The organism is Rhizobium rhizogenes NBRC 13257, assembly GCF_000696095.1.
Classification (GTDB): domain Bacteria; phylum Pseudomonadota; class Alphaproteobacteria; order Rhizobiales; family Rhizobiaceae; genus Rhizobium; species Rhizobium rhizogenes.
This window is the reverse complement of sequence record NZ_BAYX01000016.1, coordinates 95354-121401: the sequence shown is the minus strand read 5'-3', so window position 1 is coordinate 121401 and position 26048 is coordinate 95354. Positions and strand designations below refer to the sequence as shown.

13 protein-coding genes are annotated in these 26048 nt (G+C 53.3%); 2 read left to right on the top strand and 11 right to left on the bottom strand.

The features are described 5' to 3' along the window. A partial coding sequence (locus tag RRH01S_RS28020; RefSeq protein ID WP_042475941.1) for an IS5 family transposase occupies positions 1 to 741 on the top strand: 741 nt, incomplete at its 5' end. A gap of 117 nt (positions 742 to 858) precedes the next feature. On the opposite strand, the gene RRH01S_RS28015 is transcribed toward RRH01S_RS28020, so the two are convergent. The 10 genes from RRH01S_RS28015 to RRH01S_RS27970 form a co-directional block, all read right to left on the bottom strand. Continuing rightward, on the bottom strand, positions 859 to 11094 hold the full coding sequence (locus RRH01S_RS28015; RefSeq protein ID WP_042475883.1) for a non-ribosomal peptide synthetase: 10236 nt from the start codon (positions 11092 to 11094) through the stop codon (positions 859 to 861). Between the two features lie 47 nt (positions 11095 to 11141). Continuing rightward, positions 11142 to 12437 (bottom strand): MFS transporter, encoded by a 1296-nt coding sequence (locus tag RRH01S_RS28010; protein ID WP_042475880.1) that lies wholly within the window; start codon positions 12435 to 12437, stop codon positions 11142 to 11144. 12 nt (positions 12438 to 12449) lie between these two features. Beyond that, positions 12450 to 12650, bottom strand: coding sequence for an MbtH family protein (locus RRH01S_RS28005; protein ID WP_042475877.1), 201 nt, complete (start codon positions 12648 to 12650; stop codon positions 12450 to 12452). A gap of 55 nt (positions 12651 to 12705) precedes the next feature. Next, positions 12706 to 16818 (bottom strand): type I polyketide synthase, encoded by a 4113-nt coding sequence (locus RRH01S_RS28000; protein ID WP_042475874.1) that lies wholly within the window; start codon positions 16816 to 16818, stop codon positions 12706 to 12708. A 139-nt stretch (positions 16819 to 16957) separates the two neighbouring features. Continuing rightward, positions 16958 to 17293 (bottom strand): hypothetical protein, encoded by a 336-nt coding sequence (locus RRH01S_RS27995; RefSeq protein ID WP_042475871.1) that lies wholly within the window; start codon positions 17291 to 17293, stop codon positions 16958 to 16960. A 12-nt stretch (positions 17294 to 17305) separates the two neighbouring features. Continuing rightward, a complete protein-coding gene (locus tag RRH01S_RS33710; RefSeq protein ID WP_065663938.1) occupies positions 17306 to 19012 on the bottom strand; it encodes a fatty acyl-AMP ligase in 1707 nt (568 codons plus the stop codon). 711 nt (positions 19013 to 19723) lie between these two features. Continuing rightward, a complete protein-coding gene (locus RRH01S_RS27985; RefSeq protein WP_042475869.1) occupies positions 19724 to 20338 on the bottom strand; it encodes a hypothetical protein in 615 nt (204 codons plus the stop codon). A gap of 240 nt (positions 20339 to 20578) precedes the next feature. Then, entirely contained in the window at positions 20579 to 21049 is a 471-nt protein-coding gene (locus RRH01S_RS27980; RefSeq protein ID WP_042475865.1) for a transposase, read from the bottom strand. A gap of 510 nt (positions 21050 to 21559) precedes the next feature. Next, positions 21560 to 22555, bottom strand: a complete 996-nt coding sequence (locus RRH01S_RS27975; RefSeq protein WP_042475863.1) for an RcgR family putative quorum lactone hydrolase — start codon at positions 22553 to 22555, stop codon at positions 21560 to 21562. Then, positions 22545 to 24161: an RcgA family putative transporter gene (locus tag RRH01S_RS27970; RefSeq protein ID WP_042475859.1), complete on the bottom strand. Its 1617-nt coding sequence runs from the start codon at positions 24159 to 24161 to the stop codon at positions 22545 to 22547. The genes RRH01S_RS27975 and RRH01S_RS27970 overlap by 11 nt, the downstream gene beginning before the upstream one ends. Before the next feature lie 167 nt (positions 24162 to 24328). Between RRH01S_RS27970 and RRH01S_RS34550 the strand changes: the two genes are divergently transcribed. Then, on the top strand, positions 24329 to 24610 hold the full coding sequence (locus RRH01S_RS34550) for a hypothetical protein (RefSeq protein ID WP_042475856.1): 282 nt from the start codon (positions 24329 to 24331) through the stop codon (positions 24608 to 24610). A 96-nt stretch (positions 24611 to 24706) separates the two neighbouring features. Here the strand turns inward: RRH01S_RS34550 and repC are convergent, their stop codons facing one another. Next, entirely contained in the window at positions 24707 to 26008 is a 1302-nt protein-coding gene (repC, locus tag RRH01S_RS27960) for a plasmid replication protein RepC (RefSeq protein ID WP_080705489.1), read from the bottom strand. Between the last annotated feature and the right edge of the window lie 40 nt (positions 26009 to 26048).

Here is a 26048-nt window from a genome sequence, read left to right as displayed (position 1 = left end):
ACCGAAGGATTTTTGAGCTCCGTACTTGCCCTGATGGGTTTGGACCTGCCAGCGCCTGACCACACAACACTTAGTCGTCGGGCGAGAACCTGGAGCCCGCCCACAAGGCGCAGCAATCGCCAGTCTCTGCCGGATGGTCCGCTTCACATACTGGTCGACAGCACCGGGTTGGAGGTCTACGGCGCCGACCAATGGCTGGAAGAGAAGCATGGCGCCAAGTCCCGTCGGCGATGGCGGAAACTGCACCTGGCGCTGGATGCCGACAGCGACGAGATCGTCGCTCACGTCATGACCGACCAGGATGCCGGCGACGCTTCGCAGGTTGGGGTGCTGCTCGACCAGATCGACAACCCCATCGGCCAGTTTACGGCCGATGGGGCTTACGATGGCAACCCGACCTACGACGCCGTCAGCAGACATAGCGCCGGCGCTGTGGTGGTCATTCCGCCACGCGCCAATGCGGTTGAACGGCCAGACACAAATCTCTCTCGTCAACGAGACCTTCATATCGCGGCGGTCAACGCCGATGGGCGGATGAAATGGCAGGCTGCTACCGACTACGGCAAGCGATCTCTGGTCGAGACCGCGATCGGTCGCTATAAGTCGATCATTGGCCCCCGATTGAGGGCACGCTCATTCGCCGCCCAACAGACGGAAGTCGCCATCGGCTGCACCATCCTCAATCGAATGCTGGCATGCGCGCGCCCGAAATCCGTCCGGTGCGTGACAGCTACCGCATAGACACAGCATCAAAGACTGGAATCCGGTCATTCATCGACCGATGCAACAACGCCCTTAACGGCGCCAACTCACCTCCAACGTAAGGGTGCTCTCTTTAGCGAAACGGCACCAACTGTTTCATACGTCTATCACTGTTACTAAATATCCATCCGTTTCAAAAGACTTTTGTACACTGCGCTCTGTCAGCGTGCGGTGAGTTTCGATCAACACCAACCGGATCCCACCAAGGCCTTTCAGAACCTCCTGAATCCCAGAAGCGGCAAGATCCTGATTGGAGCTGAAAAAAATCCAGTTTGTACGGTCTCGCTTAAAGGCCTCCACCGCAGGCAATCCTTCTTCTAAGCTGAAATTCACGCCTTCCAGAACGGCATGTTTCCGAAGGTTTTCAGTATTGAGGAACCTATCGACAATCCATATGCGAGCATCCGTCTGAGCTACGCGAGCAGCTGAAATTGCGGCAAACCAACCGCTTTCTCCGATCCCGTGAACCTCATCACCTTCCATGACACCGACGCGCTCAGCAATATCGTCGCAGACTTCAGCCGGAATCAATTTACGCGCCGGAGACACATCCTCTAAATTCCGAAGTGCACTTATATGAGCTGCGAGTTTTGCAACGGTCGTCTCACGGAAAAGATCAATAATTTTGATAGTAACGGAAAGGCTTCTCTCGATCCTGTCTTGCAGCGACACCAGCATGAGCGAATTCGCCCCAAGATCGAAGAAATTATCATGCCGTCCCACCGTTTCGACATGGCACAGTTGCGACAAGATTGATGACAAGCTGACCTCGATTTCCCCGATCGGCCTTTCATGTGTTCTGGTTATTCGCGGTTGAGCCGGCTGCGGCAGTGCCTTGCGGTCTGTCTTGCCATTTGGCGTCAGCGGCAACTCATCGAGCGTGACCAGAGAAGAAGGCACCATGTAATCCGGCAACCGCGCCTTCAGGTGCTCCCGGAGCGCAGCCATATCATCAGCCGTGTTATCGCCACTCACGACATATCCCACCAGACGCCGGTCGCCCGGATTGTCCTCACGCAGGATCACCACAGACTGCCGCACACCAGGGTGCTCAAGAAGCGCAGCCTCGATCTCGCCAAGCTCGATCCGGAACCCGCGAAGCTTGACCTGATGGTCGATCCGCCCAAGAAAGACAATCGTTCCGTCGGGCAACATGCGGCCGAGATCACCCGTCTTGTACATCCGGCTGCCAGGCGGACCGAACGGGTCCGGGACAAACCGGTCCGCGGTCTGATCGGGCCGATTGATATAGCCTCGCGCCAAACCAGCACCCGCGACATAAATTTGACCGGGCACTCCTATCGGAACACGGTTTAAATAACGGTCGAGGATGTGGATCCGCGTGTTACGGATAGGCTTTCCGATTGGAGTTTTAGCGATGCCCTGAACCGAGATCGGCCACTCTGAAGACCAGATTGTCGCCTCCGTTGGGCCGTAAACATTCAGCGCGCGCTGGGCATCCAAAAGCTCTCTGGCAAGCTCCGCATCAAGTGCATCGCCGCCGCACAGAATGCGGCTTCTGGAAGCGATAGCAGGCCAGTGATCAGTTCTAACGATCTGGCTCCAGAGCGGCGGCGTCGACTGAATGACCAATGGCCCATCAACCGCCGCGAGATGCTGCGCCAACGCCTGTGCATCCACACCGGCGTCGGCCGGGAAGAGTTTAATGCTCGACCCTTTGCAAATCGGCATCAACAGTTCCAGAACGGAGATGTCGAACGACAGGCGCGTGATCGCAGGAACCGTATCCTCCTCGCCGAGGCGCAAAACATCAGAGAAATGATCGATCGCAGCACAAACGCTTGCGTGGGTAACACCCACACCTTTCGGCCGACCTGTCGATCCGGACGTATAGAGGACGTAGGCCAAATCGGCCGCCACCACACCACGCTGCTCACGCTCACCCAGTTCGGGCGCGATCAGCGGCCAGTCTTCATCCATCACCAGCACTCGTGGCGCATCCGCCGGCATCGAAGCATACAATGCACGTTGCGTCAGGACAAAAGAAGCACGCGCGTCCTGCAACATATAAGCACGCCGATCCTCAGGGTCTCTTGGATCCAATGGCAGATAGGCGGCGCCAGCCTTGAGCACGCCAAGAAGCGCAACCATCATCTCCAACGACCGCTCAAGGTATATCGCCACGACAGCATCAGCGCCGATACCGGCCCTTCTTAAATAGAAAGCAAGACGGTTGGCGCGCTGATCGAGATCATGATAAAGATACGAGCTTGCACCATAGGTGACCGCAATCTTGTCGGGATGCTTTAGAGCCTGAGCTTCGAACATGTGATGCAGGGCGGCCTCTGCGGGTGGAGGGCCGGCAGTTTCATTCCAGCTGTCCAGAAGCGCAATCTCACGCTCCGGAAGCCGCGACAGTTCCGACAACCTTCGGTCAGGCGCAGCCGTCGCCTCTTCCAGGAACACAAGCAACTGCTCGGCCAGCCGCACAATCGTCGCATCATCAAAGAGATCCGTGGCGTATTCAATCTTGCCCTCAAGATGAGAGGTAGATTTATCTCCGTCGTCTACCTCTTGAAAAACGAACGAAAGATCGAATTTTGCCGTGTCCGTGCTCAGAAATGCCGCTTGGGCAATTGTCGCACGACGCTGCGGATTCAAGTTGACCTCTCCCTGATAGGCAATCATTACCTGAAAGATTGGATGGTGAGAAAGTGATCGTTCGGGCTTCAGGGTTGTGACCAGATATTCGAACGGCAGATCGCTATTTTCATACGCCGTTAAGTTGCAAGTCCTTACCCGGCCGACTAACTCGTCGAATGATGGATTCCCGTCCGTTTTTGTGCGTAACACAATCGTGTTGACAAACAGACCCACCACATCATCCAGATTTTTGCCCTTACGATCGTTTAGCGGGCTACCGAAAACGATATCGTCGCCGCCGCCAAATGATGTAAGTAATACCGCAAGGCTTGCCTGCAGCCCCATGAAGACACTGGCGCGGTGATTTGCACACACCTTTCGCAGTCGTCGGTGAGTCTCCCCGGGTATTTGAAACGAGTATACTCTACCTTTGTTTGTTGCAACGACTGGCCTTGGACGATCGACCGGCAATTCCAGATGTCCAGGTATGCCGCGCAGGGTAGCGCGCCAAAACTCAAGTTGCGTCTCCAGCACACGCGAAGGCGCTACAGGATCACCCAGCAGTCTGCGCTGTATCCGCGCAAAGTCAGCATATTGCGTCGGGAGGGGCGCGTTGAAAGGGCTTTCCCCCCTCCCCCGGGCGTCGTAAGCATCGAATAGATCCCTCACTATCAGGGAAATAGAATTACCATCTGAAACAATATGATGACAAACGATAACGAGAATGAAGTGGTTTGGAGACACTTCAATGATGTCCAATTTAATCGGTATTTCGTTTGAAATGTCGAACTCATACCGCTTGAGACCATTTATTATGGCCTCGGCCGTATTTTCCTTGAGCACAAAATGTCCGATGGCAGGGGTAGCCTGATCAAGGTCGAATATCTTCTGCACAGCCTCCTCATCTTCCAGGACAAAGATGCTCCGCAAGATATCATGTCTATTCAGCACATCCAAAAATGCGGCTCTCATTATCGCAACGTCAATACTCTCATGCAAATGTATTGCGACTGGAATATTGTAGACTTCACTGCGTCCAAGGAGTTTGTGCAAGAACCATAGTCGGCTTTGTGCAAACGAGAGCGACGCTGGCATGTGAGGCAGCGAACCAACCGGTTCCAGCCCTATTTTAGGTGCGACAATGATTTGACCTTCGAGTGCAGCGATCGTGGGATGCTCGAAGAGCGCGCGGATCGGCAGATCAACGTCGAATGCCGCGCGAACACGACTAATGATCTGGATCGCCAGAAGCGAATGGCCACCAAGATCAAAGAAGCTGTCGGTCATCCCAATGCCCTCGATCTGCAGTACATCCTGCCAGATCGCGAGCAGTACATCCTGCATCGGCGTCGTCGGCGCAACTCGCTCACCCGCGTGCATGAGTGCACCGTCGGGCTGCGGCAGTGCCTTGCGGTCTGTCTTGCCATTTGGCGTCAGCGGCAACTCATCGAGCGTGACCAGAGAAGAAGGCACCATGTAATCCGGCAACCGCGCCTTCAGGTGCTCCCGGAGCGCAGCCATATCATCAGCCGTGTTATCGCCACTCACGACATATCCCACCAGACGCCGGTCGCCCGGATTGTCCTCACGCAGGATCACCACAGACTGCCGCACACCAGGGTGCTCAAGAAGCGCAGCCTCGATCTCGCCAAGCTCGATCCGGAACCCGCGAAGCTTGACCTGATGGTCGATCCGCCCAAGAAAGACAATCGTTCCGTCGGGCAACATGCGGCCGAGATCACCCGTCTTGTACATCCGGCTGCCAGGCGGACCGAACGGGTCCGGGACAAACCGGTCCGCGGTCTGATCGGGCCGATTGATATAGCCTCGCGCCAAACCAGCACCCGCGACATAAATTTGACCGGGCACTCCTATCGGAACACGGTTTAAATAACGGTCGAGGATGTGGAACTTTAGATACGATAACGGCTTGCCAACCTTGCTTAAAAGAGGAGGGGCAAGATCATTGACGGCGATACGATGATACGTACCATGCACAGTGATCTCGGTAATTCCGTACATATTCACCATTGCCGGAGAATAGCCACCGAAGTATGTGTACCATTTACCCAAGCGGGAAAATTCCAGCTCTTCGCCCCCGAAAACAATGGTTCTGAGCTTCGTACGTTTTAGCCGCTCATCCCCAATCTCTATGAAGTCCAACAATCTGTAGAATGCCGAAGGGGTCTGCGAAAGAATAGTCACCCTCTCTGCTACCAACAGATCAATGAACTCAGTCGGTGATCTGGATGTCTTGTAAGAAACAATAACCGCTTTGCCCCCAGTCGCAAGCGCACCCCATAGTTCGAAAACCGAGAAATCGAAGGCAAAGGAATGAAAAATCGTCCAAACATCTGCTGGCGTGGGCGCAAAGCGTCTTTTCGTCTCAGACAATAATGCTATGATACTCTGATGTTCGACGATCACGCCCTTGGGCTTGCCTGTCGACCCCGATGTATAAATAATATAAGCGCCGGCAGACGGCTCACTGGACAGGTCTAGGTTTTCTGCGTCCGAAGCCGCCCTTGGACTGATCTCTAAAGGCACCAGATGGTTTATTATGCCTTTGAAATTTTCCAGATCGTCCTTATCGCCAACTACGATGTTGACCTTGGCATCATCAAGAATGTATCGCGTTCTTTCAAACGGAACAGTCAGGTCGAGCGGCACAAACATACCGCGCGCTTTTAAAACTGCGAGTTGAGCGATTACGAAGGAGAGGCGCCTGGAAGCAATGACGCCGACACGGACCTCCTGATCCACCCCAAAGTTCCGGAGAAGTCGAGCTAGTCTGTTGGCGGCAGCGTTCATATCGCAATATGTCAGGCATGCGCTATGCGTCTTCACCGCAATCTTGTCGGGATGCTTTAGAGCCTGAGCTTCGAACATGTGATGCAGGGCGGCCTCTGCGGGTGGAGGGCCGGCAGTTTCATTCCAGCTGTCCAGAAGCGCAATCTCACGCTCCGGAAGCCGCGACAGTTCCGACAACCTTCGGTCAGGCGCAGCCGTCGCCTCTTCCAGGAACACAAGCAACTGCTCGGCCAGCCGCACAATCGTCGCATCATCAAAGAGATCCGTGGCGTATTCAATCTTGCCCTCAAGATGAGAGCCACGCTTCAGCAAATGAAGAGAAAGGTCGAACTTCGCATTGCCGAGATCGACATCCATGCGCTGCAGATCAAGGCCCGCGCACTGCCGCTCTCCTTCGGCCACGCTATGCATGGCAAGCATCACTTGAAAGACCGGATGCCGGCTCATATCCCGTGCAGGCTGAAGATGTTGAACAATGCGCTCGAATGGCACATCCTGATGCATATATGCTTCAAGACACATCTGGCGTACGCGATGCAATACGCTCCGGAACTCCGGATCACCCGACGAATCGATGCGCAAAGCCAGAGTGTTGACGAACAAGCCGACGAGACTCTCGCTCTTCGAATCCGTTCGGCCCGCGACAGGTGTTCCGACCACCACCTCGGGCGCATTCGACCATCGCGACAGGATAACGCCGAACGCAGCGACAAAGACCATAAACTCGGTAACACTTTCCTGGCGCGCGAGGGACTGCAGGTGTTTGAGGAGTTCCGGCGCCAAAGCGAACCGATGCACGGCTCCGGCATACGATTGCACGGCGGGGCGGGGATGATCCGTTGGAAGATCCAGCACTGGAGGCCCATTCGCCAAACGTCCGGCCCAGTAGCTCAACTGATCCTCAAGTAGTTTCCCGTGCAACCAGCTGCGCTGCCAGATTGTATGGTCCGCATAGTGAAGCTTTGGTTCGCTCAGCTGGGGCTTCTTGTCCTGCGCAAGGGCATCGTAAAGCTGCCCCAACTCATTGAACAATACTTCGGTCGACCAGCCGTCTGACACGATATGATGCATGACGAGCGTCAGGACATGAACCGTGTCCGACAACGCAAAAACCTTGAAACGCACGAGCGGACCGGTCGCAAGGTCGAAGGGACGACTGGCCTCTGCAAGGATATGCCGGCGGACCAGATTCTCGCTGTTCTGCGAAAGCCGTTCAATGTCAAGATCTACCGTCGTGGGGGGAGGGTCTATGACCTGGACCGGAACTCCATCACAGGTTTCTATCCGCGTCCGAAGACTTTCATGCCGATTCACGAGGGCATGGACAGCACCCGTCAGGGCAGAAAGGTCGAGGGGGCCGCTCAGCCGCACCGGCAGCACCATGTTATAAGCCGAACCAACGGCGTTGATCTGATCGAGAATCCAAAGTCGCTCCTGCGCAAAGGAAGCAGGTACCCGATCAGGACGCGGCTGTGCTTCCAAGGGCGGCAGGATATGCCCTGTTTCCTGTCGGCGTGCTCTGCCAATTTGACCTTCGAGTGCAGCGATCGTGGGATGCTCGAAGAGCGCGCGGATCGGCAGATCAACGTCGAATGCCGCGCGAACACGACTAATGATCTGGATCGCCAGAAGCGAATGGCCACCAAGATCAAAGAAGCTGTCGGTCATCCCAATGCCCTCGATCTGCAGTACATCCTGCCAGATCGCGAGCAGTACATCCTGCATCGGCGTCGTCGGCGCAACTCGCTCACCCGCGTGCATGAGTGCACCGTCGGGCTGCGGCAGTGCCTTGCGGTCTGTCTTGCCATTTGGCGTCAGCGGCAACTCATCGAGCGTGACCAGAGAAGAAGGCACCATGTAATCCGGCAACCGCGCCTTCAGGTGCTCCCGGAGCGCAGCCATATCATCAGCCGTGTTATCGCCACTCACGACATATCCCACCAGACGCCGGTCGCCCGGATTGTCCTCACGCAGGATCACCACAGACTGCCGCACACCAGGGTGCTCAAGAAGCGCAGCCTCGATCTCGCCAAGCTCGATCCGGAACCCGCGAAGCTTGACCTGATGGTCGATCCGCCCAAGAAAGACAATCGTTCCGTCCGTATTCCACATGCACCGATCGCCGGTGCGATAAAACCGCTCTCCAATACTAAAAGGATTCGGGACGAATCGGTCTGCAGTCAGATCAGGCCGACCCACATATCCGCGCGATACCCCAAGCCCGCCAAGGTAAAGGTCGCCAACCACTCCAAATGGACATAGCTGGCCGGCCTCATTGAGAATGTAGGCTTTGTACCCCTTGTGAGGTCGACCAATGGGTAGTGGTCCTGACGCAACATCTTTGGGAACCACATAAGCCGCGCAAGTCATCGTCGACTCCGTGGGGCCGTACTGATTGACAATATCGAAGTGTTCTCCAAAACGCTTTCTCAAACGCTTAACCAGGTCAACCTGCAAGACCTCCCCCGATATCCCGATTGTTCGTAGATCAGGACATGACAGGGTACCATCAACAGAGTCGACGACCGCGCCTAGGAGGGAGGGGGTAATGCTTAAAATTGCCGTCACACCATTTTCCAGCTCCCGACAAATCGCGGCAGGGTCCTTTGCCTCGGCCTGGTTCAAAAACCGTAATTCTGCCCCTGCGACCATCGCCCCTACGATGTCTCGTATGGATGGATCAAATGATATCGGCGGGATCTGAAGGACCACATCTCCTGGCCCGACACCCCGTTCTTCCACGATGTAGCGAAAATAGTTGACCGCGTTTCGGTGCTCGACCATCACCCCCTTTGGTCGCCCCGTGGATCCCGAAGTGAATAGAATATACGCAAGGTCTGAACTCAGTCGAGTAGGCGCGTCCTCATTCGGGGGCGCAATATCAGACATCTCTTTCAACTTTGAAACGTTTATTCTGCGAACCTTCGAACTCGGACATGTCGCGCAGTAGGTGTCATCTGTGATGACGATCTGGCATGCAGCATCATCCATCATGCGCTCGATCCGGCTCGGTGGGTAATCAGTATCGAGGGGGAGATAAACGGCTCCAGTCTTCCAGATTGCCAGTATTACGGCAACAAGGTCGATGGAGCGTCCTAAATAAACGCCACAGATATCCCCATGGCCAACGCCCAATTGCTTGAAATGACTGCATAGCCGCTCCACTTCGGTCCCAAGCTGTTCATAGTTGACCGCCTGCGAACTTGTTCTCACGGCAATAGAGTGGCCGTATCTCTCACACGTCTTCTCGAAAAGCGTGTCCAAACGCTCTTCGGAGAAAACGGCAGGCTCCGCCATCCTGCCAACCGTCTCGATATTACTCTGAACAGACGAAGAAAGAAGGCCGAGGGCATTCACTGGCGTTTCAGGAAACGCGATGACCCCGCGCACAAGCGTCTCGAAAGCGTCAGCCAAGAGTGCGACTTGATCCGCTGAGTAAACGTCCGTGCGATATTCGAAGCGAACTCGAATTGAAGGGTCACTCGTCCACAGATAGAGACCAAGGTCGACCTTGGCGTCTGCATTCGGATTTGGAATTTCCACAATTTCAAGGTCTGAAAGATGTAAATCCGCGAGGCCCGCATCCTGCGCGTTGACCATGACCTGAAAGACCGGATTACGGCCGGCCCGCCGTTCGGGATTCACGGCTTCAACAATTTTTTGAAACGGGAAGGCTTGATGCTTTAGCGCGCGCGACAGCTGTTCACTGACCTCGCCGACAACATCACGAAATGTCTTGTTGACAATGTTGCGTAGCCGAACCGGCAGGATATTGATAAAGCAACCGATAACACTGTCAAAGTCAGCCCTTCTCCGGTTGGCGGCCGGTGTTCCGACAACCAGATCCGAAGCACCGGAAAACCGCATTGCTATGATCGAAAATAATGCCAAGATGATCGCATAAAGTGTAGTTTTGTCCTGCCGCGCAATGTCGCGCAACGCCGTGCTAACCTGATTTTCAAGACTCAGGCTTCTTGTAGCAGTCGTAAAACCGTTCGTGGAATCGGGGCGCCCCGGGAATATTTTGAAATCAGCGGGGATGCCTGCGAGTTGACCCGCCCAATATCGAGTCGCGTCAGTAAGATAAGCCGGAGAAAGGTCCTTTTCCTCAGACACGACAAAATCGCTGTATGACGCCCTTGAGAACTCGTCCCTTTTCTCAGCTACGTCACGTTCGTTGTACCTGCGCACCAACTCTTCAAAGAAGACACGAACCGACCAGCCATCAGCGATCAGGTGATGAAACCTGAACACGACAACATGCGTCAAGCTGTCGATCCTTAGTGCTGCAAAATCAAAAAGAGGACCGCCCTCTAGAACAAAGTCCTGGCGACTAACAGCATCAATCCACGCCTCACTGCTTTCAAACGACGACGAACAAAGATCGAGAGGCTCATCAATCAAAGGTGCCGCTGAATCGAACGACTGGACGGCCTCACCATCTCGTGCAGCAACAACAGTACGAAGCGCCGCATGATCGTGCAGTATGGCCCGGACAGCATCACGGAAAACGGCAAAATTGAACTGCCCATTCAGGCGATAAATTGTGACAATATGATAGGCTCTGGTGTTCGGCTCAAAGGCCTCAGCGAACCATATTCTTTTTTGCGCATAGGAAAGCGCATCACTCTCATCCTCCCGTACCTCCGCCTGCACCGCCATCGAGGTGATCTGCGGGACTTTGACGCTTTGCGCAAATTGCCGGATGGTATCTGCCTCAACCAGTTGTTCCCACACCACCTCGAAGTCTACGTGAAATCGTTCGCATATCCACGCCACCAATCGCGATGCCGTAAGGGAGTCGCCACCGACCTCGAGAAAGTTGTAATCTCCCAACGGGTCGGGTGTTCCGAATATCTCGGCAGCTCTTTCGCATATTTGCCTCTCGGCATTCGAAGCACTGAAGTTCAGCGTCATCCGCGGCTCCCACTTCTCACAATCGCCGGAAAATCAAAAGTTTACTGCTATTCCCTATAAGTTCGAAGAAACGGGATATGCGCCGCAATTTTCAGTAAAGCGCCCGCGAAAAACATGGCGAAGGCCAGTCGGAAGTCGAGATCAATTGCGAGTCCGTAGAGCCCAAAACCAAAGATGCGGCCAAAGCCATGATTCACGACCAATAGAGACTGCAGACGTCCGACCATGTTCGCTTCCACGTCCGTCTGAAAAAATGACAGAAAGAACGTGACATAGTAGGAAAGGAAGAAATATACGAGCAGTCCAGCGACAGCAAAGCCAGCCATGCGTGCTCCAGCATTATTGCTCAACCAAGCCGACACGTTACTGTTTAACGCCAGCAGATATAGGCCCGCGGGAAGCAGAAGCCCGACGATTCCTAGAAGAAGGTTTTTGGACCTGCTAACCTTTTCGAACAGCACCGCGAGAGGTGTAGCCGCGATTCCACCGATCGCATAAACGCTTTGGACAGTGCCGAGCTCGACTTCCGTGCCCGAAAAAAACTTCAGATACATGAAAGGCACTGCAAGCAGCATAAATGGAAAAATCAAAAAGTGCGACAGAAAGCCGTTTACGGCCAGTGACACGTGCGGGATACGGACAAGGAGATAGGAGACAGAGGCTTTGAAGTCTTTCAAAATGCCGGACAATGTCGGCATTTGCCTATTTCTAGACGCCCCTTCAGGAACTCGCAGAAGAAGCAATTGTAGAATGAGCGCAACAAAAAGAATAAAACTCGCGCAGATCAAAACGGCTCGAATATTTCCTAGACTGTAAAGCAGGCCTCCGGCAGCCGGTGCGGCAATTGCAGCAGTTTGCCGACATCCCAACAGAATGGCGTTCATCCTCACCACTCTGTCCTTAGGCAGCATTGAAGGGATCAGACTCGCGATCAGCGGGTTCATGAAAGCTTCACTGCACGCCAATATGAATGTTGTGATATAGACTGCCGCCATCGGATTCAGCGCTGTTTGTACATAAAGATATAGCGCGACGCTAACGAACAACCGGATGCCGTTAATCAGCCAAAACAAACGACCCCGATTGAACCGATCCACCAATGGTCCCGCAACCGGCGAGAGGACAATAAGTGCAGAGGCACCAGAGATAAGCACCAGTGAAAATATACTTGCCTGTCCCGTTGCATTGAGTGCGTGGAGCGCGATACCAAATGTCACAAGGAGAGCACCAAATTCACCCAGGACGGTCACACTCAACAACGCAGACATAGCGCGACCGTCCTGAATACGCGTTGCTACTCGGCCCAAATTTATCAAAATCCTGCCTCCATCTTCATCGCTCACACTCCATCATCCCTAACCAGCTTTGGTTTCTCTCAGACTTCTGGGGCGTAGATCCGTCCATAATTCCGCGATCCTCTCCAGTCGGCTCTGCTTGCTGCCCGGTTCACCCACAATGGACCAGCCCTCGGGCAGCCGACTCCCGGCAGGCCAAAGTGAGTACTGTTCTTCACCATTGACTACGATGAAATAATCGACCTCCTCATCATCCCACATGTTTTGTACTCCTTTTACTCGTGTGTCTGAGAGTCTCCGTAAATTCAAATTACAACTAAGAAGTGAACTGAATGGGCTGGGGCAGGAATTTCATAGCTCCCATCACGGCAATATATTTGTCTATGTCGGCCGCACTCGGTGAAGTTGGCACCTTGGCTCCTCCGTTAGATTTCAGCACGCTGACATCAAAGGTTGCCCTAAACGGACGTCGAAAATCACCGTGGCCGTCGAAAACCCAAAGATATGCGTTTGCACTTTTGTCAGCCTTCCTTTTGGCGGCAACACGGCTACGCCATTGGGACTGGCTTACTCGACCGAGATCATAACCCCTGTATCGCAGGTGATCGACAAAGGTCTTCAAGGGAACCTTACGCTCAGGAAAAACGTGGAACCTTCGCCCCGCGCTCCAATCTGTCTCCATGAGTTCGATGATCGCATCGGCTATTGAATTCGCAGGAGACATGGGCAAGGCGATTGTTTCGTCCAGATCAACTATTTCTGGTACGGCTTCCAGCATGACCATCGATTTGACGAACGCCCAAATGCTGTCCTTGAGGTTGCAAATTCCGTGGATTGTGTGGCCCGAGATGTTAGGGAGCCTGTAAATTGCAGCAGGTACACCTTGGGCTATTGCTTGCTGCGTAACCTGTTCCGCAACAGCTTTTGTTCTGGAATATCCTCGATCGAAAGGAGGCAGGATATCAGGGCAATGTGCCTCAGTTATCACCTCGTAATTGTGGTATTCTTCACTGTCGAAAACCGCGTAGGTGGACATTAGGTGAAACCGTTTGGCTTTCGTTTTGGCGGCCAGTCGCAGGAAGTCTACCGTGCTTCCGACGTTAACGTTGTAGAGTTTGTCGTATGGGTAGATGTGATTAACGGCGGCCCCGGAATGCACGATATGGTCGATGCGGTCGGCCAGTGCCTCCCACATCGCTGGATTCAGTCCAGCGTTCGATTCGCTAAGATCTCCAATCACGATCTCAATGCGTGCAGCGTCCTCTGGGCGCCAAAGGCCCAAATCGTTCATCGCGGCACGGAGCCTGCCCAGTGCCCGGTCGGGGCTCTCGGCCCGGATAACGCATGTTACTGTCTTATAGGAACGATCAAGTAAGCCGCGCAGGAGATGTGCGCCGAGAAATCCCGTTGCGCCTGTCAGCAGCACGGTTTGATCTGTCTGCGGCGCGTTGACCCGCGCTATTGGCTGGCCGGCAGTAAACGTGATCTCGGTTTGGGTATCGTCACGTTGCTCTGCCGTTTCCCGAGCACTTTTGGGTGATCTTTTGGCCAGTAACGCTTTCACTCCCCGAACCGTTGGATCGTCCAGGAATTCAGCAACGGTTATCGCCCCTTCCTTCAAGGCAGATATCTCGTTTAGCAACGCGACACTCGCTAGCGAGTCGCCTCCCAAATCGAAGAAAGACGCGGTCTCGCTAGTGATCTCTACCCCGAGTACGATCTCGAATGCCCGCTTTACAGAACACGGTTGACTTTCTTTTGACAACAACTTTGTGGGAACTACAGTCGTCTCGCGCGGGGCGGCTCGCGGCTCCGTTGGCCCACGTTCGTGAATCATTGAATAGTGTTTGCGTTGAAAACTGTATGTCGGCAACGATACACGCGACCAGTCCCTTGCCGGGCTCAACCTTTCCCAATCGATGTTACATCCATGGACCCACGCAAGTCCGATAGCTTGCTTTACATCTGAAAGATTGGAGGATGGCTTCTGGCCGGTTACAGCGACCGCCCTAACGTTGGTGGATAGTGCGTTGCTACGCACAGCATTCTGGACGAGTCGTGTGAGGGTTGAACCTGGGCCGCATTCAATAAAGAGGGAGCAAGTCTCGGCAGCAGATTGGCACGCGTCATGAAAGCGAACCGAGTCGTCGATATTTCTGCGCCAATAATCTTCTCCGTACAGGTCGTCACAATTAAATCGGCGACCCAGAGTGGACGAGATCACTTCGAATTTTGGCTCGGCATATGAACGCCGAGCAGCAAAGCTGGCAAACTCCTTTGCTGCCTCACTCATAAGACTTGAGTGGAATGCATGATTAGACACAAGATCCACAGCAGGAACATTCTCTTTGGATAGGTCTCGTTTCAACTGCTCGATAGCTGACGACGGCCCACTTAGCACTATCTCGGATGGCCCATTTAACGCCGCTATGGACAAGCCACGGATATCAAAGCGCCCACGCAAGTCACCTTCAGTTGCCTTGATTGCCAGCATTCGCCCTTCAGGCGCGCGTGCCATAACCTCACCGCGCTTGACAACCAAGTCGAGCGCGGCGTGTAGCGGCATCGCGCCGGCAACACAGAGCGCCGCCAGTTCGCCTAGACTGTGCCCGATCAAAGCAGACGGCATGATCCGCCAGAAGACTAGGGCGTCGGCTATCGCAAATTCGACGGCAAACAAAACTGGCTGAAGCAGAGCCGTGGCGAGTGGAATGTCCTTCACCGTATCTGACTTAATGGCCGCCAAAACAGCAATTCCATGCTCATGCTCAAGATACCTGACACACTTCTCGAACGCTTTCCGTATCTGGGGTACAGCATCTATGAAACTCAGAATTCCACCTGGGACCGCAGCGCCTTGTCCAGGAAACAGAAAACACGTCCCAAGTCCCTCAGCGGGCGCAGCGCTCAGCATTTTTGTGCCTCTGTCTTCCTGAAACAGAATTGCGCGTCTGTGATCGAAAGAAACTCGGCCGTACTGAAGTGATCTGCAAATATCGACGGTACGGATTCCTGGGGTTGATCCAATATAGTCGGTCAGCCTATCAACTGCCCGCTCGGCGGATTTTTCATTCTTTGCGCTGATCGGAGCGATTGAATCCCCAAGATTCAGTGACGGAAGCTGGTTTGTCCCGACACCCGATAACACCGCGGGGTTAGCCTCTTGAAGCGCGACATAGGCGTTCGTCCCGCCTATGCCTAGTGAGCAGACCAATGCACATCTTGGCGACGACGAGAACGTTATCCAATCTTCGGTTTTAAGATTTACCCGAAAAGACGACTGTTCCATTTCGAGCAAAGGGTTTGGCGCGCGGAAGTGAACAGTGGGAGGAATCTTTTTGTAATAGAGCGCAAGGGTGGTCTTTATGAGCCCCATGATTCCTGCCGCCGAGTCCAGATGGCCAACATTCGACTTGACAGAACCTATGACACATCGCTCCGGCCCCGAATAATGTCCCGAATATGCTTTTTTGATTGCAGCAATTTCAATGGGATCGCCAATTCGAGTGCCTGTCCCATGTGCTTCAACAAAGCTGACCCTGCGATTGTTTTTTGACAAGATGTCGAATATCCCACGCATCGCCTCGATCTGACCGTCCACACTTGGCGCCGCGTAGCCCGCTTTACGGTTTCCATCGTTGTTGACGGACTTTGCTGTGATCGAGGCGTACACTCTGTCACCATCGCGCTCTGCGTCGATCAATCTCTTGAGCAGAACAACCCCACCTCCCTGTCCCGGAACAGTACCATTGGCGCGAGCATCGAACGGTCTGCAATACCCTTCCGGGGAGTGAATTCCACCCTCTTCAACGTCATAGTCTGTGGTCCGGCGGATGTTCGAAGCGCCAACCAAAGCAAGATCGCATTTCTTGTCCCGTAGTGCATCGACTGCAATCGAGATTGCACTCAGCGACGATGAACACGCTGTGCCGACGCTCATCGCCGGCCCGTGAAAATCAAAAGAATACGCGATCCGGCTTGCAGCGTAGTCAGCATAACAGCCGTGCTGCGCCAGTGTACGCATCGACGCATTATTTCGCAAAAGATCGGTGTCTAGTATTTCCAGTAAATAGCGAGAGAAGGATGTGGCCGTAAACACACCGACATCACCACCCGTCCGGTCGATTCTGATGCCGGCGTCCTCGAACGCTTCCCAACTCATCTCCAGCAAAAGTCGCTGCTGGGGGTCCATCAAACGCACCTCTGTGGGCGTCAGGTTGAAGAATGGCGCGTCAAACTCTTCCCAGTTCGGAACCTCCGATTTGATAGAGACAACGGGCCTGCCTTGCTCTTCGCGAACAGTTCTGTCCAGAAAATCTGATCCACGCAGGAGCTCTGTCCAAAACTGTTGGGGGGTCTCGATGCCGGGTGCCCGAACAGATAAACCGATAATACCGATTTCCTGAAAAGGTTGTTCACTATCAATCATCTACACCTCACCTGCTGGGTGGAAGAAGAGTGCTTTGACGCGAATAGGGCAGCAAACTTTTTGCGTTACCCAAAAATATAAAATTGCCCTGCCCTCTAGGTCCCGTTTCCGAGGGAAAACTGCCTTTTGCTCTATCTTCTCAATCGCGAGAGAAGAGACGTTTCAACTGGTTCAACCAAAACAGGCGATGATCTTCACCCGACTGTAACCTTCCTACACTCCGACAAAAGTCGAAAAACTGATGATTGGGCGCAGAGTATAGATCCTCAATCACCAATGCACTTAGCAATGCTGGAGGCATGTTACGTTGCTGGATAGTGTTCAACGACATAAGCATGAATCGCAGCGACATGACGCGCTCTAAGCCTTGATAGTTCCAGCCAAGCGCCGACATCGTTTCCTGTTCCGATACAGTTTTCCGCTGCTGCCGCGCGTTTACCAAAATCAAGCAGAGTCGGTCGAAGTCGTTTTCCATTGGCACTCCGCTCTAGGCCGCCGCAGTGTAAAGTGGATTCAGTGTGCCTTCTTTGTACATTTGTCGGCAGAGTCCTCTTTGTATTTTACCGCTAGACGTTTTGGGAACAGTCAATGGCCTGACAAAGACGATATCGTGAACGGCAACCTCATGCTCTGCGAAAACCCTGCTTCTCGCCCGCCGGGCCAATTCGGACAAATTCACGCCATCGAGTTGACGCCTCTCAATTTCCTGGACAATAACGACCTCCTCTCCGAGGTCCGAAGGGACCGAAAACGCCGCTCCACCAGACGGTCGAAATGACGGATCGACCATTAGTACGCTATACTCGATATCCTGCGGATAATGGTTTCTTCCACGGACGATCATGACTTCCTTGATGCGCCCAGTAACAAACAACTCGCCTTCGATGAGGCAACCCAAATCACCAGTCCGCAAAAATACTCGATGTGTCCCGCCAGCCTCTAACTCAATATACTTTTGATTCGTCTCCTGGGTGTTGTTCCAATAACCTTTCGTGATATTCGATCCGGACACACAAATCTCGCCGATACGATTCTGCGCGACCGGAGTACTGCTATCCGGCTCTAGTATCTTGACCAACTGATCACCAAGCAAAACACCACAACTTACGAGCTGCCTTGCTGTCGGAGCCTCGGAGCGGAATATCTCCCCCTTTTCCAGTTGCACTGGATCAACACCAATAATTCTGGGCTGTTCACTGAACTTCGTCGCCGAAACGATAAGGGTGGCCTCGGCCAGACCATATACAATACTGGAGGTTCCCGCACGGTAGCCGTAATGAGCACACGCTTCGTCGAACTTCCTTATAGTCTCGAATTTTACCGGTTCTGAGGCATTGATCGCTACCTGTAAGCTTGTTAGATCGAGTTTTTCCAAGCCTTCACTAGCGAGTCGCCGCGCGCACAACTCAAACGCAAAGTTCGGCGCCATTGTAACCGACGCCCTTGTCTGCTCGATGATTTGTAGCCACCGTAAAGGGTTTTGCATGAACATCACAGGCGCCATGAGAATGCAGTGGGCACCGGCGAATAAGGATTGCAAGACATTTCCAACCAAGCCAAGGTCATGATGCATCGGCAACCACGTCAGAACGACCGAATTCCTTAATATTTGTAGAGGCTCGACAGAGTTTTTCGCATTTTCCACGAGATTTCGATGACTGACAATTATGCCTTTAGGCGCTCCGGTCGATCCTGAGGAATATTGCAAGTAGGCAACCGCCTCAGTTTCCAATTGCGGGAATATATGGGCATTGCTAAAGGGGACGGATAGGTCAGTGGTAATGTAAGTTTTTGAGCGAAGCTCGGGAGACGGTTGAAACCAATCCCTTAATTTCTCGCTGTACTGCTTCGTTGAAAGGATTGCGTCTGCCTCGCAATCTATTGCTACTGACAATAGACGCGCCCAGCTATTCTTTCCCAAGCGGGATGTGTGGCAAGGTACTGCAATCACGCCTGCGTAGAGACAACCCAGAAAGCCAATTACGAAGTCTATACCTGGCGGATAGATCAGAAGAGCCGTTTTACCGGCCAATTGAGCTTCTGTGAGTGTGGACGCTACACGTAGGCTCTCTGCTCGGACTTCGAAATAAGAAAACGTCGTTTCAACGCGGCTTACGCTATCGATAAATCCTATGCAATTCGCTTCCGGGTATTGCCGAACATTTTCATCAAAGTAATCTGTCAACACCTTCATACTTTGCCTCTATATTTTCTATTTATACTGCATTTAATCTCACTGCATTATTCGTTGACGTACCGAACCTACGCTTGTTCGGGATAATTCCCAAGCGTCACGCTATCGTGATTTTCGCTTCCCCGAGAGGATGGACGGGACAAATAGTGAGCACACTTATTCTGAGCATGCTGCATTGCACCGCAATCTAAAGGGGATTCACACTATCTGTCTAGCTAAAAATAATTGATCCTGCTGAATGATCACGTAAAATTGAATATTAGGCCTTGGGTTGGCCGTCACGGTTTTTACCAAAAAAGCTTGCCCATGATCACACCTGCTAAAATCTGAACTATTGAGTAAGGGGATGCCAAGGGGCGCTGCCCCTTTCTCCCCTCAAACGCCGCCTGCACATGGCAGGGCCGCCAGCTCTCAGACCGGTCATATCGGGTCAGAACAAGATTAGGGCGAAATCGTACGCTAGCCGAAATTGTGGGTGTTTTCGGTACTTTGCCGCCTGCACCAAACGTCAGGTTTTAGGGAGAAATGCATCAGGAGCGCCCAGTTTTGGGGACGAATATCGATCTCGATCATTGTTTTCTCACCTAAACGTACGATTTCGCCCTAATCTTGTTCTGATCCCAGTTTAGGATGCCAACGCTGGACAGTTCCGCCAGCGCCCGAAGCCATCAGCAATGGCCTCGGTACATACCATTTTACCTGTCGGTCTCCCTAGGTGACAACAAATCGCTCAATCATCTTCTCGAGCTGTAAGTTCTGCCCGCGAAGCTGTTCAACCAACAGCCTCTTGAGCCGCTTGTTTTCTGCATCAAGGACGGCCACTTCGTCGAAGGAAATCGGATTCACGGCAGTCTCGGATTGCCCGCCTTGATCTCCAAGCGCGGTCATGGAAATATGCGGGATCCGGCGACCGGAAGCACGCTTGCCGCGATTTTGAGTAACGCCGATTGTTGTTGCATGGGGGTGAGATGCTGGACCACTTTCCTGCACCTGCGCAACACCCTCATCTGCCGAGTGATTTGCTTGGTGCTGCGTCGTAACGTCAGCCTCCACAGCTTTGGCCGATGGTACCGCCGGTCGTGTAACATCAAGATCGACCGCGTCTTCGCTGGCAGAAGCCGTATAGATCAGATCAGACGGCATGTCGCCGTCTATATCGGGCGTGCTCGATGCCTCTTTTGAACTAAACAGATGGGATGCCTTATCTTCGACTTCGCGCGCCAAAGCCTTAAGGTCCGTGTCACCCCAAATTGACTTCGGTCCCATTTTTAGCTGTCGCCGCCCTGACTTGAATGCAACAACGAAGCTCCGTTGTGTCGTTTTCATATACTCTTGACCTCAAGCAAAGCCGTAAAATCGACGCCGATCAGCGTCACGTCATTCCTGCCGGCGGGCGAATACAGTTCTTCACTGCGCTCTGCAACCGTTACCAGCGGGAGGAAACACATTCATAACTCTAATGGCTCACCCTAGTGGGGAAATTGGAGAGACGCCCAAATTTTTGCTATAACGCTGGAACGTGCAGCCAATGGAAAAACTGAGCGCCAGTTCAGTCCCAATTCTAAATTATTCCAGCCCGAGCCTCTTGCGCAGTTCGGCATTTTCCGCACGCAGCTTTTCCGCGAGAATCTGGCGTAGCCGCTGGTTCTCTCTTTCAAGTTGAACAAGATCCGCAAACTCATCGCCGACCGGAATGGGCTGCTTGTTCTCTTGATCAACGGGCCTTACAGCCCGTTTCCAGTTATAATAAGTCTGTTCGGATATGCCGGCGCTCTTGATGACGTCCTTGAGCATGGCTGTGCCTTCGGCAACGCGCATCTCTATCATCTTGAGCTTCTCGGTTCTTTCCTGTTCGCTAGACCTTTTGGATTTAACAATCGGCGACCTTGCAGCTGTCGCCTTTGATGCTGCTCCAACCAAGTTGGCAGCTTCCTTCTTGCGTGGTGGCGATTTCTGCTTCTTGGTCGTCGATGCTTTGGCCACGCCATCCTGGCCCACAACCGCAGCAATTGCTCCGGTGTTACTCTCATCGGTCATTAGTATTTTTCTCCATAGCCATTGCCTATTTTCGGCGGAGTGAACTACAGAGTCAACATAAACCGTCGGCACCCACCCTTACGGGTAGGTTGATATCGAGTCCGTGTTGGCACGAAGCTTGTGTTAGAACGAGATTTCTACTGTTAACACGCCAAAATTGAATTTTACAAAACTCTATTTGCTTTGACTGAGTTTTGAAAAGCAAAGAGTGGGGAACTTCATTCTCCTGACCATTTTGTGCTGCACCAATCGATGAAGGGCCACCGACCTCTCGTGAATACTTTCAAGGTGTAGCTGGAGCAACTCTTGTTCTGGCCCAATAATGCGGCGACTTCCCAGACATTGACCCACATCGCTAAAGGCAGGCCAGTATCCGACGCGCTTAGGTAACGGCAGTCCAGGTCCGAAGCCATCAGCTACGACCATTGCATGCACGCTTTTTCTCGACTATCCACATGGCAGCTACCGTCATCTTCTTTGTTTGGCTAACGAGCCCTGAGCCTAGCGGATCTACAGAAACCGCTTCAGGCTCAAACCCGCCAACAAAATGTAAGGCGGCATGCCGAGCGAATAGTGACCACAGTTTAATTCCAAAATATTTGGCTGAGCGCCGGCATCCTTCAGCCTTTTCATGAACCTCTGCGATAGCTCCGGCAAAACGACCTTGTCTCTCTTAGCCAACACAACGTGAAGATCGAGATCACGCCGTGCCAAATTATGCGCGTAATTCTCCAGGTTGAGTGGAGCCCAAGCCCTACGGAGGTCAGTCAGCTTTATTTCAGGCTCAAGACTTTCACGTATCGATCGTGTCGCGCGCCCCGTCCAAACCATATCCGCGAGACTTCCCGCCGTCAGAAACAACGAGGCTTTTGACACAGCCGGTTCGTGCGCGGCGATCAACCCTGCGACCCAGGAACCTAAGCTCATACCAAGAACGGAAATCTCTCGATAGCCCTCGCTTTTCAACCAGCGAATGAGTTTTCGCCCGTCCCATACTGCCTGCCTTACAGACTGAATGGTTCGACCGAGATTCGAGCTAAGCATGTAATCGGCGTGCGCGGAGCCCGGGCGTCTGCGCTCGAAATGATAAGGCATAGCAATCTCGACAACCGTGATGCCACGTTTCGAGAAAAAGCTGGCAATCTGTTGATTCCGTGCACTTGCATTCCAGTGATGAAAAATCACCATCACCTGATCGAAAGACCCGCTTTCTGTGATTTTCGCCCAGACGACATTGTTCTCTTCAACGTCAGTGGACATGTCCGATGGAAATTTGAGCCACCCATCTTGCTTTTGAAACCCTTGATCGCTCCCACTCGGTTCATCGAAGAAGGCTGGATCAGCCACGGCCTGGTCCGCAAGAACACAAAACTCCTCTAGACTTGCTGTCTTCCTCGCGCCCGGAAAGGCCCGTTCCGCGTCGAGGACGAAATCCGATGTTTTCTTCCCCTCCTCGCCGCGCCGCGCCCGCCGCTCATCCCATCGATCAAGCCAACTATGATACACTCTGATTTCCTATTTCACTCGTTCGCGATGCCCCAAACCCTGGATCGCACAGGCCATATATCCCGAGGAGCACTCCAATGCCCAGAAGGATCGAAAAGCCTGCGAATGCATCGATCAACAAGTAGCTGACAAAGAGTAACGCTACGACCGCCGACATCTTCCACAAGGGCAGTTGAAATCGACTTCCGCCACCTAAACGGATGGAACCATACAGAAAAACAACACAGGCTGAAACAGCGACAAGAAGGCTGCTGTAATGCGTCGGCATTCTATAGCTGAACCTGTTGCTGACATCCGCGTGGTGATGCAGGGCTGATGAGATATCACCGACAAACCAAGCCACGATGTCCTCTCGATTCGATGTCAGGTAAGCGCTTTGGGCTTTCATGCATACGGCGACCAGAACACCCAAAACCGTACACCGAAAAATTCCGCGCATCAGTCTGAGGCCGAGTTGATTGAGTTCACGTCGATATTCAGCCTCCGGCCGCGACTTCGATGCCTCTTCAAGTCTCCAAAGATCATGGACCATCGTGTGAAGCAAAATGAGACCCACGAAAAACAGGTAAAAGCACAGGCACATGTATAGATAGGCGAGCGCTGTGAACACAATCGACATTGGCACCGATATAATTTCGGGGCGCACAACAGCTAGTGAACCCCAACTTGTCGCGTAGTCGGCACCGCCTTTCATGAGTGGGATCAAACACACGCCGATCCATTGGAAAACACCGGCGAACAATACGCAAATCAAAAACACCGCCCAATATGAATAGGAAGAAGCCTCTACATTGCGCCCCCAATCATGGTCGCTTTCCATCTGGCCGCCCTGCGCTAATAGCTTCAAGCGCCCTTCACCTTTCCAAAAGACAAGCAGCTCTGTCACAAGCGAAAAAAACAGTGGCAAAAGCACCATGAAGAGGAATGTCCAATTCGGTGCCCAAAGAAACCCAACCTGCTTCACGACGCCATCCGCCCGAATGTAAGTGGCGCTATGAATGCCCGTGATATACGACAAGAACCCAAGAGCGGTGGCACCCGCAAAGACCGACGCCGGTAAATTCAAGGGAGATCCGTGAGAAAAAAGTGCTTCCGATCTCAGAGCCAAACCGGGACGCCGGTCCGGCCGCTTGATATCGGTCTCGCGTGCCAACTCCGCCGGCGCTCGTGTTACATCATCGCCACTCGCGGTCCACGCCACTTCTGGAACCTCGGGGGCAGCGCTGGCGCTGCTTCTCGCATTCTTTGATTCTCGTCTCTTTGCCGTGAACCGAGATTGCGCCTCGCTAAGCTGCATCTGCCATTCACTGGTTGCGACTGGATCATCGCACCCAAAAATCCTTGCAAGCCAACGAATGTTGGCAGTGCTGATCCCCTTCTCGTTCTCTTGAAACCAAAGCTGTACCGTTCGCAGATCCACCCCAACCCGGTTCGAATCAATCTGTGAAATCGCCAATGCAAGAAGCTCGGGCGTCCACGGCCCTGCAGGGAAACCGTCACTGCCTAAAGGCCGGCCCGCTCCGGCTGCAGCCAATCGCTTGAATAATTCTTTGAAATCACTCCCGTCGTTTGGCGGAGGGATAAATAATTTTCTGTTTTTTAACAAAAGCTTACCGGCTTTGATTTCGTTGTATTTCGTATCTTATCGTGCCTTTGTCCTCAATCAACCGCTATATCAACCCACCTGCATCGTCCATCAGAGGGACGAGGTATGCCTCGACACTCGACCGTCTCCGCGTTGTCAATCATCACTTTAGGAAAGTGAGTTCGAATATGGCTAATGCCGCTAACACCATTGTCGTAAATGTCCCCCATATCGGCTTGAGCAAGGACAGTGCGCGAGGTTTCGCGCTAGACCAGCTCGCCCGGCAACAGGGCTACCAATCCTTTGCTGAATGGTCAGTCAATTGCTTCGATCAGGGGCTGCAAATTTCTGGCGAAGTTCGTGAAAGCGACTCCATAGACGTCGTCACGGATGAGGCCGGACCAGCAGGATTACTCCTAAAAACTTTTGGATACGAGGTCGTTCTCCGTCTGCGAAAAACCGATAGCTGACGCACGACTTCCACAAGCATGCCCTCAAACTGATCCTGACGGTGGCTTCTCCAGCGTCATCAGTGACTTTGCCGTATGAGCGGATCCTGACGATCATTAATGTGCCTTTCGAGTTGATGCCGCCATCCCGAATAGAGATCGGCTTAGTCTCAAAGTCCCTTGGCGGCTCCGATTGACCAGTTCTCGCAAATAGCCGCCCGCGTTCGAAACGGAGCCATTTGCATTGCGTTCAGCGGTCAGCGCCAAGGCGACGATCGCAAGATCCTGCCCAAGCACCTCCACGGCCTCCTGATAGACTTGAGAATTGACGTAACAAAGCCGGCAAAGAAGCCCGCCCGATGAGCGGAACGCCGCCCAGTGATCGAATACCTCGGGTACCATCTGAGACAAATGGACAAACGCCGAGCGCAGCAGCGGCAACGAAACATTGATGACGTCGTCATCCGACGACGACGCCGGCGTATTTCGCTTGCCTGGCACGGAAGTCTCCGCAGGCTTGTTTTCATAAGCCGTTGCGCCATCAGCGCCATTTTCATCAGTGTATTGCGCGTCAGCGCAATTCCGCTCGTCATTACAAGATTCAGAATCTGGAGTTTCAGCTGTAGTTTGTAGAGGCCGAAATTTCGCCACCGCAGTGTCGGAATCTCGACTGTCATAAAGAGCTTCGAGGAGATCGACTGCCTCGGCACGCAGGGTTACAAGCGCGTCAACGACGTCCGCCAATTCGACCGATCCCCGCCCGCGTTGCTCACGAAGTCGATCAAGGCGTGCTAGCAGCGAATTCCACTCATCGTTGAGTGATCCCAGTTCCAGTCTCGCCGCCTCTATGATTGCCGCGATGCCCCTCCTGAGCAGAGTGCGCCGATTGGAGAGGCCCTTGCACTTCCGTGCTTCAAAGTCCGCTGCATCTGCGAGATCGAGTAGTTCGCTGTACTGGGCCGCAATCGGCGATAAATTGATGCCATAGGCCTCGACGATGCGGCCATCCTCGCTGCGCCGGCCGCGACGCTGGTAGGTCGGATGATCCGAGTAACAAATCAGGCCTGCTTCGACCAAGCCGGCAAGATGGTATTTCAGCGTCGATACCTTGATGCCCAGTCGCCGCGCCAACAGTTCATTTGATGGCCAAACGACAGGAACAATCTCAGTGTCGGACCAGTCGAGAGTCTTCGAAAACGCAAACAACTGGTCGATGAGCGCAATCTTTGCAGCTTTAAGCCCGATTGCCGACGCAAAGCGTTTGGCCACCTGCAGCGCCTGCGTCCGCGACGGGCGGATCATGCTGGATCCGCTTCGACGATCCGATTGGAAATCTGCAACGATGCGATCAGTCTCAAGGCTAGCGGCAGTTACTCGCCGGTTTGCATAGGCTCGATGGGAGTTTGGGATGCTTGCCATTCGCGTCCTCTTCCAAGGACACGGCAACAGAAAACCATTC

What these genes read in the sequence shown, in the direction of transcription:
- RRH01S_RS28015 (WP_042475883.1), bottom strand. Translation starts at nt 11,094, where the DNA reads ATGACGCTGAACTTCAGTGCTTCGAATGCCGAGAGGCAAATATGCGAA.
- RRH01S_RS28005 (WP_042475877.1), bottom strand. Translation starts at nt 12,650, where the DNA reads ATGTGGGATGATGAGGAGGTCGATTATTTCATCGTAGTCAATGGTGAA.
- RRH01S_RS28000 (WP_042475874.1), bottom strand. Translation starts at nt 16,818, where the DNA reads ATGATTGATAGTGAACAACCTTTTCAGGAAATCGGTATTATCGGTTTA.
- RRH01S_RS27995 (WP_042475871.1), bottom strand. Translation starts at nt 17,293, where the DNA reads ATGGAAAACGACTTCGACCGACTCTGCTTGATTTTGGTAAACGCGCGG.
- RRH01S_RS33710 (WP_065663938.1), bottom strand. Translation starts at nt 19,012, where the DNA reads ATGAAGGTGTTGACAGATTACTTTGATGAAAATGTTCGGCAATACCCG.
- RRH01S_RS27985 (WP_042475869.1), bottom strand. Translation starts at nt 20,338, where the DNA reads ATGAAAACGACACAACGGAGCTTCGTTGTTGCATTCAAGTCAGGGCGG.
- RRH01S_RS27980 (WP_042475865.1), bottom strand. Translation starts at nt 21,049, where the DNA reads ATGACCGATGAGAGTAACACCGGAGCAATTGCTGCGGTTGTGGGCCAG.
- RRH01S_RS34550 (WP_042475856.1), top strand. Translation starts at nt 24,329, where the DNA reads ATGGCTAATGCCGCTAACACCATTGTCGTAAATGTCCCCCATATCGGC.
- repC (WP_080705489.1), bottom strand. Translation starts at nt 26,008, where the DNA reads ATGGCAAGCATCCCAAACTCCCATCGAGCCTATGCAAACCGGCGAGTA.